General features: G+C 40.7%; 7 protein-coding genes. All 7 read right to left on the bottom strand.

Features of this window, described 5'->3' with window-relative positions:
- Positions 1–10: 10 nt before the first annotated feature.
- Complete coding sequence (locus tag BMX11_RS10355; RefSeq protein ID WP_090883954.1) at positions 11–2089, bottom strand: S9 family peptidase; 2079 nt, start codon at positions 2087–2089, stop codon at positions 11–13.
- 82 nt (positions 2090–2171) lie between these two features.
- Positions 2172–3620 carry a SusD/RagB family nutrient-binding outer membrane lipoprotein gene (locus BMX11_RS10360; RefSeq protein WP_090883955.1) on the bottom strand — a complete coding sequence of 483 codons (1449 nt, stop codon included), beginning with the start codon at positions 3618–3620 and terminating at the stop codon, positions 2172–2174.
- An 11-nt stretch (positions 3621–3631) separates the two neighbouring features.
- A complete protein-coding gene (locus tag BMX11_RS10365) occupies positions 3632–6766 on the bottom strand; it encodes a SusC/RagA family TonB-linked outer membrane protein (protein WP_090883956.1) in 3135 nt (1044 codons plus the stop codon).
- Positions 6767–7063: 297 nt separating this feature from the next.
- Positions 7064–9490: a TonB-dependent receptor gene (locus tag BMX11_RS10370; RefSeq protein WP_090883957.1), complete on the bottom strand. Its 2427-nt coding sequence runs from the start codon at positions 9488–9490 to the stop codon at positions 7064–7066.
- Positions 9491–9766: 276 nt separating this feature from the next.
- Positions 9767–11005, bottom strand: a complete 1239-nt coding sequence (locus BMX11_RS10375) for an SAM-dependent methyltransferase (protein ID WP_090883958.1) — start codon at positions 11003–11005, stop codon at positions 9767–9769.
- 15 nt (positions 11006–11020) lie between these two features.
- Entirely contained in the window at positions 11021–11824 is an 804-nt protein-coding gene (locus BMX11_RS10380) for a DUF1365 domain-containing protein (protein ID WP_090883959.1), read from the bottom strand.
- Between the two features lie 40 nt (positions 11825–11864).
- On the bottom strand, positions 11865–13118 hold the full coding sequence (locus BMX11_RS10385) for an NAD(P)/FAD-dependent oxidoreductase (protein ID WP_090883960.1): 1254 nt from the start codon (positions 13116–13118) through the stop codon (positions 11865–11867).
- Positions 13119–13292 lie beyond the last annotated feature (174 nt).

Genomic DNA, 13292 nt, shown 5'->3' on the forward strand with positions numbered 1-13292 from the left:
CTTATAACTTCTATTTGCGATCAATCAACTTCCTCTTCAAGAAATCTGCAGTTACCTCGCTAACCTTAAGCCCATTAGAAAACTTCATCCAATGGTGGGTATCATCGGGAATGGCCAAAAATTCAAAATCAAACTTTTTATCCTCGAAACGTTTAGCTAAATCAACACTTTGGCTAAACGCTACATTGCGGTCATCATCTGCATGAATAATCAGTACGGGTGATGTCCAGGTAGATATATAGGTTACAGGAGAGGAAATCCTTGCCCGTTCTGCCGCCAAAGTAGCGTCTGGTGCCTGCGCATTATTTTCAGTATTTGCAGCGCTAAATCTGTTGTTAACCCCGTGAATATCAACTCCGGCAGCAAACAGCTTAGAATCTTTGCCTAATGCCAAAGCAGTTAGATAGCCTCCATATGAACCGCCGTATATACCTATTCTCTTCCCATCAATATTAGGCTGGGTAGCCAACCACTCTCCGGCAGCCTTAACATCCTGATATTCGGAAGCACCCTGAGCCCCGGCATTTATCGGCTTGTGAAAATCAAAACCATATCCTAAACCCAATCGGTAATTAACAGAAAGCACAGTAAAGCCCAAACTGACCAGATATTGGTTCAAGGCATAATCAATAGAATAATAATCCATCGGGTTCCATCCCAGCATCATTTGGCGTTGCGGCCCACCATGCACGTACACAATAGCAGGATGATTTTTTAGGGCTTTTAAAGGTGAAAATAATTGCCCATAAACGGTTTTTCCATCTGCGGCTTTGAAACTTACATGCTTGGGGGTAACCATATCTTTGATCGGAAAGTTAGCTGGAATAAGTTCTTCCCCGCGTAATTTAATTTCTTGTTTAGATAGAATAGCAGCAAGCAAGGGTCTTTGTGCAGTTGAACTCAAACAAGCCACTGTACCATCTCCGGTGATAACAGGATAGGATTCTATACCTTTTCCTGTACTTAGCGCTTTCATATCTGCCCGATCTACAGAAACCTGATAAACATGCCTGCGGTCCAAGTCAGCTGCATCTTTTCCTGTATTGGCACAAAAAACCAAATGCTTTCCATCGGCACTTAGCTTGATATTTTCTACAGCAAAATTGCCGGGTGTGAGCAGCAGCTCATTTTTCCCCTCCTCATCAATTGCATATAAATGTGGCCATCCATCATGGTAAGATGAAAATACAATCTTAGTGCTGGCCCAATTGAGATTCGCCCCACCATCTATGGAAGGATAGGATCCGCTGATGGTTTCCTGGGCTTTCCAGATCTGTTTACCCTTTCCTGTACTCAGCTCTGCCGTCCAAATGGCCCAGGGTTGGTGTTTTCTGGCTAAGATAGAATCCGGCTCGCCGCCTGTTCCCGGCATACGAATAAAAGCCAACCGCTTACTATCCGGCGACCAAACAGGCGAATTATCCTTAGCCAGTCCGGGAGATATCCATTGTATGGGAGTAGCTTGATCGGTGTAAACACCAATAAAAGCATGATCTACTCTGTTGGAAACAAAAGCCAGTTTATTTCCATCAGGGGACCATCTGCAAACTCCATTTGTTCCTTTGGCATAAAAAAGGCTTTGCGCGGGTGTAGCTCCATTTATTGGGCTAATCATTACCTGTCCCGCCCTCACAAATACAAGCTGATTACTATTTGGCGAAATAACCGGATGATCTCCCTCGCCAATTATATTTACCTTGCCACCATTAAAGGGAACAGTCATCACCTGTATTTTGGGTGCAATTGGCAATGAGGCGGCATTTACCGGACCTCCATCGCGTCCTCCATGATCACCTCCACGAACAAAAACAACCCATTTTCCATCATCTGATAGGCTTATACTAGTCAATTCCTGTCCGTCATCTTCCCCATAGTCGGTAATTTTTACCGCCTTGTAAGCAGGAGCTTCTGCCACATAAATATTTCTTTTTCCTTGCTCATTTACGGCCCAAGCCAGTTTACCTTGTGTTTTGCTCGCCACCAATTGAGTGGGAAATGGATACGAGAGAGCCGATTTTAAGGTGTACGACTGGGCTGATAGCTGTATGGAGATAAAACATAAAGAGCAGATGAGGGCAAGTTTTTTCATTGCAAAGATTTGAAGATAATTTATCAAAAAAAGCCCTAAGCAATTAAGATTAGGGCTTGAAAAAATCATTTTTATAAGATTGTTACTGATCCCACCATAGTTTGGTTGTTCTGGCAACATCAACAGGAACATTATTTCCGTTTTTACTGCGTTCTCCTTGAGGATAGTCTAAACGGCGAATATAATCAGTTAAGACAGCATTGGTTGCCAATGTAAAGTCTTTGTACTTGTAATCAAAGCGACGGGCATCATTCCAGGCTTCTGGATTTAGATAGGTTGCAATATACTTTTCCCTGAAGATTAAATCTTTTGTTAAGGCAGCAGCGCCAACAGCTACTCTTGAATCGGCCAGATAGGCTATGCGTTCCGGGTCGGTGGCAGGCACCTGAAGCTTGTCCATGTTCGCGTTTATACCGGCCAGGTAAGCTGCATAAGCCCTAGGTTTATCGGTTGTAAAGGCCGCTTCTGCTTCAATAAATTTTAATTCTGCATAAGTAACCAGATATACGGGTGCAGTATCATTTGTCCATGGAGAGTTTTGCGAAATATAGCATTCATCCTTGGTGGTATTGGCTCCCGGAAGCCTGTTACCCGCGCCATTAACCGTTCCGATATAAACATTGTTAATTGTCTTATCTGTGATCTTAGCGATACGAGGATCAGATGGTGCAACATTCCCACCCTTTAGCTGGTCTATCAATTGCTCAGAAAGCCAGCCACCGAGTGATTGCTGAGAATTGGACAATGCAACTCCCGCCCATGGATTTCGCTCTCTGAACGTGGCCATACCTGCATCTTCCACATTGGAACTAAAAGCATTACTCAGAGCAGCGAGCACTGCAGTAGGATTGTAGGCGGCCGTTTTGCTAACCTTATTTAACAATCTTGCTTTCAAAGCGTAAGCAAATTTTATCCAGTATAAACGTTCATTGGCTACCACACCGGTAATTTTACCATAAATGAGGTCATTTGCGGCCTGTAGCTTCACTGCCGAATTCGTTTTACTCAGTTCAGCGATACCTTCATCTAATAATGTCATTGCCGAATTATACACATCCTGCTGTTTATCATATTTAGGAAAAAGGTTATTGATATCGAAAGCCTGAGAAAAAGGTACATCACCCCATAAATCGTTAACTAAAGTAAGATTGTAGGCAATTAATACATCAGCCACGCCTTTGTATTCACTGGAATTTTGACTCACAGCCAATTTCTTTAACTCGTTGGCATCAGCCATGGCGAAATAAAGCTGATCCCAACTTCCAGAGAAGTCGATAGATTGATAGGTATCTCCCGCAGCACTTGCTGATGGGTTAGCTGTGTATTGTACATAGGGTGCAACAATACTGCCCACATTATAGCTGTTAATTCCCGATTTAAAGGTCACATCGGCCAATAATCCTGGAAGTGTTGGAACAGCTACCTGATTGGGGTTATTGGTGAGCTTATCAAAGTAGCTGTCCTTACAGCCTTGCAATGCCACAGTGGCCATCAGGGCTGAGAATAAGGTATATTTTATGATTTTTTGCATGATCGTTCTAATTAAAATCCAACATTAAGCGTAAACATAATGGTTCGGGCAGATGGATAGGTAAAACCTGCAGAGCCATCATTGTTACTTCCCGAATCGTAAGAACTCGATTCAGGATCTACACCATAGTATTTTGTCCACAACCACAAGTTATTTCCGGTAACCGATAATGAAGCATTTCTGATTGCTTTTGCAGGCAACCATTTTTGTGGTAGGTTGTACGATAAGCTAGCTGAGCGTAAACGTACCCATGAAGCATCGGTAACAAAAGGTTCAGAAACATTTCGGTAGTAAATTCTGTAATAACCTTCACCATAATCCACGCCATCAGGGGCTATACGTTGCCCCATCCATACTTGTTTTGTATTAGGGGTACCATTGGCTAAGAAACCTTCAAAGGTTCTAAACGTACGTCTATCTGCTGTATAATCAGGTAATCCGAATGCGGAGTAGAAATCTTCCAGCCAGTTATATTTCTCAAAACCTAAGCGGGCATCAAAAAGCACGTTTAAACTAAAGTTCTTATAGTTAAAAGTATTGCCCATTCCCAATATGTAATCTGGTTGAGAATTACCCAAAAGCTTTTGCTTTCCTCCAGAAATTGTTGGGAAACCATTGGCTCCAATCAATAGCGGAAGGTTTTTATCTAGTACAATTGGATCCTCAGCCTGGCTACCATAATACCTATTGAAATAACTACCATAAATGTTACCGTAAGCCTGTCCTTCAATGAGTTTCATGGTTACACCTGCATTTCCATACCCTCTTGCTGCGCCATAAACAATTTCGGTAATTCCTGCCGGCATTGAGAGCACCTTGTTGCGGTTGGCAGAGAAGTTCAGATTCACATCCCATCGGAAATCTTTACCTACGATTGGCTTTCCATTCAATACCAACTCTACCCCTCTGTTTCGTATGTCTCCGGCATTGATGAACTTGGTTGAATAGCCTACTGCAGAAGAAATCTGTGTTCTTACAATCTGATCTTTACTGAGTGAGTAATAGTAGGTAAAGTCAAATCCCAAGCGGTTTTTAAGAAAAGACATTTCCAAACCTGCCTCATAGGTATTGGTAAACTCCGGACGAAGACCAGGATTTCCCAGGATAGAGCCTATGGTTAGTCCAGCGCTTCCCGGAGGCATAGCTGTGTTAGGTGTAAAACCAGTAAATGTGGCATACTCCGTTGCATCCTTTCCAATTCGGGCATAAGAAAGTCGCAATTTTGCCTGATTGATCGCGGTTGGAAGCTTAAAGTGATCTGAGAACACGTAACTTAAACTCGCCGATGGATAAAAGAAAGAACGATTATCTTTAGAAAGAGTAGATGTGATATCGTTTCTTCCAGTCAAAGTTAGAAAAAGATAATTTTTATAATCGAAGGTAGCCTCTCCAAAATAACCTACAAGGCGTTTTTCGCGGAGAGAATGACTAGGCGCTAATACCTTAGCATTGGCTAAATTGAAGTAATCGAACACTCCTAACTGGCTCCCCAAAACGCCTACATCTTTTGTACGTTTATCATAAATCTCTTGTCCCAATCTTAATGTACCGGTAATATCGTTGGTTAATTTAGATGTTAGGGTGGCTACAAAAGTGCTGTTAATGGTTCTGAACTTGCTGTTATATTCCCCATAAAAACCAAGTTCATTATCATACATGGCCTCATTGGTAAACATAGGTCCCCTTGCTGTACGAACCCTGTTATCGTTGTAGGTATCAATACCAAGGCGATAAGAGAAGTTTAACCACTTAGCAGGCTCATAACTTAATGCTGCCCCTCCAATAAAACGATTCACATCGCCCTTGAACCTGTTATTTGCCGCTCCCCAAATTGGGTTATTGGTACCTATAAACTTTTGAGAGCCATCGGCATTCTGAAAGTCAGAAACATCATAACGTGGAGACCAGTAGGCCAAACTCTCCCCAAATCTATCTGCACTGTAGATATATCCTCCAGAGTTGGTAAAGTTCATATTCACCGAAGCCTTAAATTTCGGACTAATGATAAAATCTGTATTCAAACGACCAGAAAAATTCTTGTTGTCGGTGTAAGGCATCATCCCCTTTTGGTAAAGTTGCGATACCGAAGAGAAGAACTTAATGGCATCGCTTCCGCCTGTTACAGACACCGAATTCTTAATCTGTTGACCGGTACCAAATGCCTGATCATAATTATTGAAAAGCTGATCAGGATGTGTAGGATCCAGTAATTTAGCTTCAGCGATAGTAGGTCCCCAGGCCGGGCCAATTCCACCCGGAGGATTGGTGTAAACGCCAAGTACACCTTGCGTATATTCGGTTTGAACATCTGGGCTAATCAATACCTGATCAAATCCATAGCTGCTGCTTAAGTTTACGCTAAACCCATTCTGCTTTCCCTTTTTGGTTGTAATAACCACAACGCCATTGGCACCTCTTAAACCATAAAGTGCGGTAGCCGCACCACCCTTCAAAATATTGATGCTCTCAATATCTTCCGGATTGATATCCGATGCCCTATTTGTTACCCCTCTCGATCCATAATCCGTTCCACCTGGATTTGCACCAGCTGTAGAGGTAGAGTTATCAATCTGGATACCATCAATCACATATAGTGGATCTCCTGATATTGTCGGGTCTATAGAGTTAACCCCCCTCACCCGAATACTCGCGCCTTGACCAGGACCACCGCCCGTGCTTGAAATGGTAGCTCCGGCTACTTTTCCCTGCAAGGCATTAACCAGGTTAGACTGATGGTTAAAGTTCAGGTCTTCAGATTTCACCGTCTGGGCTGCATAACCCAGCGATTTGGCTTGTCTGGTAATACCCAATGCTGTAGAAACTGTTACTTCCTGCAGTTGTTGGGCATCGCCGATGAGTTTTGCATTGATAACCGTTTTACTACCAACAGGGATTTCCTGCGGCAGGTAACCGATTAAACTAATTACAAGGACCGCATTGGGCTGTGATACCTGTAAGCTAAAATTTCCATTTCCATCTGTAGAGGTTCCTGTAGAGGTCCCCTTTACTTTGATGCTGGCTCCCGGTAAAGGGCCGCCATCGTCAGAGGATGTAATTTTTCCGGATACCGTTTTTACCTGGGCTATTGAAGAAAAACCAGAAAGTAAAACGCACAGAAAAAAGATTGAGGTAAAGAGTTTTCTCATATCTTGTTTGTTTAGGGTGATTTGTTGATGATTAAATGCAATATAAGCTTTTTCAGCATAAAAACACGCACATAAAATGATCAGAACAGCACAAATTCACGCACAAAATCGCAATAACACATCCATAAGACGCAAAAACACGCATTAAAGCCTCATCAACAATACTTACAGTCGGGAAAAAGCCGAATCAAGAACATCAAGTATAAAAAAAGTTACCTAATGGTGTACATTTTACACCTTAAACAAAAAAAGCCTCCTGTTTTCACAGAAAGGCTTAATATATTGAGATGGGTTTTATTATTGCTGAATTCCGCCACCCATACCACCTTGTTGTTCATCTTTTTTCACATCGTCATTTTTAATCTTTTTCTTCTCAGTAAACTTAAGCTTACCAAATGAGTAACTGAAGTTTACCCCAAATGAACGCAAAGGATAGTAAATATTTGTGCTCTGATAAAGTGTTGCCGTTGGCGTAACAGAATTATTTACCGTTCTGATATGCAGATCGCGGGTAAAGGGATTAAGTACATTCACCCCAATGGTACCTTTCTTTTTCATGATATCCTTTTTGAAGGATGCACCATAAAAAACCATCGCATCAGTTTTTCCCTGGTAGGTACGTCTTGGCGAGTTAACTACCCCGAAAAGTTCAAAGTTGTATCCCGCACCAAAACCGTAAGCAGAACGGGCAAATATGTTATAATTCAGGAAAGTTCCGGTGCTTACACCAGTTTGAGAATTACTTACTTCATAAGTGTTTACCCCTAAATTACTCATTAAAGTCCATTTTGGTTTTGGGTTATAAGAGCCAAATATGTTTGCGCCATAAGTTTGTGCAGTACCCACGTTAATGTAGGAAGTAAAGGAACCGGTAGCTGTTCCTTGTTGAAACGTTGTTACCGAACTCTCAATTACCCCACCTGTTCTGCGGTAGAAAACAGAAGCATTAATCACAGAACCCTTGATGAAGGTAGAATAACCCAATTCAAAGTTATCGCTTAATTCGGGAGCCAGATCCGGACGTCCTTGTCTCACGTTGAGTGGATCACTATTGTTAAGAAATGGATTCAGATAGGTTAAACTTGGGCGTTGTACCCTACGGTTATAGCTCAATTTCAAGGTAGCATTTCCCTTTAGGGTTTGAGAGATGATCGCACTTGGAAAGACGTTGAAGTAATCGTTTTTCTGTAAGCCACTGGTTTGCGTGTTGAAATCAATTTGGGTATATTCTGAACGCACCCCTCCTTTGAATTTCAACTTTTTACTCAGATTAAAACTAATTACCCCATAAGCCGCAGCTACGTTCTGATTGTATTCAAAATCTTGTGATGATTCATCAAACTCACTGTTGATATTTCTGAAAATTCCCTTGGCCCCTACCTCTAAAATGGTAGACTTGCTGAAAGGGTAAGTATAATCAGTTTGTGCAGTATACTCATTATTCTTTCCAACATTGCTGTTGTTACGGGCCGGGAATAAACCAATGATCTCGTTGGTAAAATCAGTTGTATTTCTTCCTGAAGATAACTGCCCGGAAATGCTGAATTCCTCTCCCTCTTTTTTCGTGGTATGCTTGTAATCAACGTTCCAATCCAGGTTATTAAAACCCATATCCATATCGCTCACGTTCATGAAAGGCTGACCATTAATCACATAATCGGCACTACCCGGACCTCCATTCGAAAATCCATTATATTTTATTGTTGAGCTTACATTATTATAAGCATTGAAATCATAATCTAAGCCAAAGCTTCCGTTATAACCTTCTCGGCTCCATTTCGAAAAGCCATCCTGAGAAGTGGAATTAACCAATCCGTTAGGATAAGTGGTTCTGTTATCGAACTGAACTATGGATTTTTGTGCATAGGCTAAATTGGTACCCAAACTGGTATTCACACTTAGGCGACCAGTTTTTGCAGTTAAGTTAAAAGCCCCGTTATTTTGGCGCGTACCTACAGCAGCATTCACAGTACCACTTACGCCTTGCGCATTAGATTTTTTGGTGATAATGTTGATAATACCTCCTGAACCCTCAGCATCATATTTAGCAGAAGGACTGGTGATCACCTCCACACTCTTTATCTGCTCGGCAGGAATCATTTTAAGGGCATCAGAAACACTGCTGGCCATAGTACCTGATGGTTTGCCATTGATCAATACCCTTACCGCGCCACCTCTCAATTGGACATTTCCATCCACATCAACAGAGAGCATAGGTACTTTACGCATTACATCGGTTGCATCGCCTCCTGCATTAGTGCCATCAGCTTCTGCATTATAAACCATCCTATCGATTTTATTTTCAATAACGGCTTTCGTACCAGTTACCTCAACATCTGCCAAAGCATTTGCTGTGGGTGAAATATAGATCACGCCGATATTCTGATCTGGCTTAGCTGGCGTAGTAGCCACGTCAACGGTTTTAGTTTTATAGCCCATAAAGCCAATTTTTAGCTTATACGTGTCTGGCGATATGTTTTGAAGCGAGAGTTTACCTTTTTCATCCGTTACTCCACCATTTACAGATTTATTATCTTTTGCAGTAACAAGCGATACTGTTGCGTAATCAATAGGTTTTTTGGTTAATGAATCTAAAATAGTAGCAGTTATTTTTCCTGTTACCGTTGATTTTTTTGCGCCACCTCCAAAGCCTGGAGCCCCAAACTGGGCATGGGCAGAAAAGAATGATCCAAGGGTGATGGCGAAAAGTAGAAGTTTTTTCATGTTTAATATTAGTCTATGATAATTAGTCTGCGCAAGTTGCATTTTGTTACAAATGTTTAAAATAGTTCTTGCGCAAGACAGCTGATTAGTTCGGTAAAATTACTCCTTTTATCGGTAAAAGAGGTAAGCAATTACTAACCATCAGATATCAAACATGAAGTGTGCTTTTGGCAGCACATGATCAACAGGCTTAATTCAAGCCCGGAAGAATATGGGGGAACTACCTAATTTAAGGCTTGCACTCAACTAAACCATAAATCACAGATATTGAAGTATTTACCAGTTGGTATTATTAGGCCTTACGTATACCATCTGCATTACATTGATATTACGCATAGCAAATGCGGCTTCACAATAGTTGAGGTAGTAATTCCACTTGCGAATAAACGTTTCATCGAAGCCCAGTTGTTTTACCCGGTCTAAATGCTTATTAAAGGCAATATACCAGAGATGAAGCGTTTTAGCATAATCTAATCCCATATCCTTTAAATCTACCAGCGTGAAGTCACCTGTTTCATTAATGGCCTTATTGATAGCCGCAACAGAAGGAAGTAAGGAACCTGGAAAAATATGTTTTTGAATCCAGTCTACTCCATTTCTGAGCTGGTCATACCTGCTATCAGGAGAAGTGATGACCTGAAAGGCAAAAATTCCATTGGGTTTGAGCAACTCGTGACATTTGGCAAAATAGTTTTCCAGATATTGGTGTCCTACCGCCTCTAACATTTCTATAGAAACAATTTTATCAAAAGTTCCCTCAATTTTACGATAGTCCTGGATCACAATGTCTACCAGATGATCAAGTCCTTCTTCCTTTACCCGTTCGATGGCCAACTTTTGCTGCTCTTTAGATATGGTTACCGATGTTACCCTACAGCCGTAGTGCCTGGCCAGATAAATAGCATTTCCACCCCAGCCACTACCAATTTCCAATACATGATCGGTAGCTTTAATTTTTAACTGTTTAGCTAAACGGTCGTACTTCGCATGCTGAGATTCCTTTAAACCCAGCTCTTCTTTATAAAAATAACCACTCGAATAGGTCATGGTTTCATCCAGGAAAGTGGCAAAGAAATCGTTATTGAGATCGTAATGTTCAGCTATATTTTTCTGCGACCCGGCCAAAGTGTTTGCACGGCGCAGGTGGTAAATTTTATTGATCCATTTAAACAGGTTTAAGGCTAGTGATTTAACTTTGCTCCCTGTAATAGATGGTGCATTTTCTATATTGAGAATTACCCATTTAATTACATTGGTAATGCTGGAGGTGTCCCAAAGACCAGAGGTGTACCCTTCTCCAAAGCCAATATCGCCATAAAGTGCAATTGATTTGAAAAAATCCGGATGATTGACCTGAATATTAGCCTGCACCTTGTCTTCTCCATTTCCAAATATCAACACCTCACCTTCGGGCAATGTCAGTTCCAATTTACCTAAAGTCATTTTAGAGAGTGCATTTAAAACTACACGTTCAAAAAATCCTGTTGATGTTCTGGTAGCGGTAAGCGTATTCATATTCTAGCGTTTCTGTTAAGGTTTATATGGTCTATATACGTTGCGTTGTAACTCTGGGTTTTTCGCCTTCGGGTGAAAAGGTATTTTTTTTAACCAAAGTTTAAACGCCTGCCAATGTATCATACCCATTACCTGTAAGGGGATGAGTGGAATAGCGAAGAAATATTTCAGCATATTCGCATTGGTTAATGTCTTTTTCTTACCATTTAATATACTGATAAAAAACCGGTTGCCTTGTTTATCAATATCGTCAATTTTAATATCTAAAACATCTGTTGGTACTTTTAGTTTGAAATGGAAAGCATCATCATGATCGATAAAAGGGGAAACATAAAAAAACTTAGTGGTTATTTTTTCGAAACTGTCTCCTTCTAATTCATCCTTTCCAAAGAAAAAAAGCTTCATTTCCCTATAGGTATTGGAAATTTCGGCAACACAGCATACAGGTTGATCCTGTGCATCAAAACAAAAATAAAAGGAAACCGGATTGAAATTATAGCCCAGCACATTGAGGTTAGTCAGCAACTTAATCTTCAACCCCCTTCCATCTATTCCATTCTCCTTTAAGTAATCTTCAAGGTGCGTTCTTGTGTTTTTAGCTTGATCAGGATTTTCTTTGGGCAGTTGCAAATGTTCTGCGTCTCGAAAAGAAAACAGGTTGAACTTATTCCTGCTGAACCAACGTAGCTTCTTAGTTAGCAAATCGATTTCATCCAGATCAATGTAGAACATATAGACATTGTACCAAAAAGAATGCTTTTTGGGAGCGAGCCTATGGTGGATCACTTTTGCCACGAAAATCGATGAAGCCAATTCCATATCTTACAATTTACAGTAAATAAATTATACTTTCATCAGCTTACTTCAGTAGTTTTTGGCTGAGCTCTACCGCACTTTTATAAGCATCTTCATGAAATCCATACTTAAAGTAGCTTCCACAATAATAAACAGGTCCGGATTCATTCAATTGATGTAAGCGCTCCTGGGCCTGCATTGCAGGAACGTCAAAAAGTGGATGATGGTAGTCTATCTCTTTAATTACTTTTGACTGATCTATACTTGAAGTCGGATTGATGGATACAAAATAATTAGTTTTTTTAGATACCCCCTGTAAATTATTCATCCAGTAAATGGTACTTGGCAATAGTTTCCCATCCTTTTGCTCTACACGGTAATTCCAGCTGCTCCAGGCCAGCTTAGCCTGCGGCATTTGCTTTTTATCTGTATGCACCACCGCTTTGTTCAACTGATACTTAAATTTGGACAACAACTCAGCTTCTAATGCAGTTTTATCTTTCACTATTTCAAATGTCTGATCTGCATGGCAGGCCATAATCACGGCATCGAAGTCTATCCGTTCTCCTTTTTTTGTTTCTACCTCTACCTTACCATTCCCCAATCTTCTTACCGCACTGATAGCTGTATTGAGCCTGATTTTATCGCGAAAAGGTTCAATAAGCTTTTCACGGTAGGCCTGACTTCCATTTTTTAGGGTATACCACTGATGTTGTGTATTCAATCCTAAAAAGCCATGATTTTTAAAAAACCGAATTAAGGTAACGGCAGGAAAATCTAAAATCTGCTCCATTGGGGCGCTCCATACCGCAGCACTCATCGGGATGAGATATTGCCAGAGCATGGCCTCACTATAACCAAACGTCTTAAAAAATTCGCCAACAGAAAAATGTTGATATTCCGGCTTATCCAGTATTTCTACACTCTGTTTATTGAACCTGTTAATCTGCATTAACATTTGAAGGTAAGAGATATTAAAAATATTCTTCCGCTGTGCAAAAAGGTGATTTAGGCTTGAACCACTATACTCTAATTTCTTGGGCAAAAACTGTACGCTGAAAGACATATCTGTTTTCATTATTGGCGCATCAATTTCCTGAAAAAGCTTACATAAATTAGGATAGGTTTGATAGTTAAAAACCATAAAGCCGCTATCCAGATATATTGGTTTTCCCTCTTCTTCTAATGTGATTGTATTGGTATGTCCACCAACATAATCCAAGGCCTCAAAAAGTGTTATATCGTATTTATGCTGAAGCAGGTGAGCAGAGCCCATTCCAGCTATTCCTGTGCCTATAATGGCGAGCTTTTTTTTCATTTATTTTAATAATTGTAAATGGGAGATGATGTAAAAGGGAGGTATGGAAAATGGAATACCCATCGATTACCTAACCCCATCTTACATCAACACATCTTACATTAATCTATCCTCAACAGAAGGAAGATGGGACTATTGAAGATGGAATACCTATCGATTAACTAAGTCCATCTT

It is taken from the genome of Pedobacter rhizosphaerae (assembly GCF_900111155.1).
In the GTDB taxonomy this organism is placed as follows: domain Bacteria; phylum Bacteroidota; class Bacteroidia; order Sphingobacteriales; family Sphingobacteriaceae; genus Pedobacter; species Pedobacter rhizosphaerae.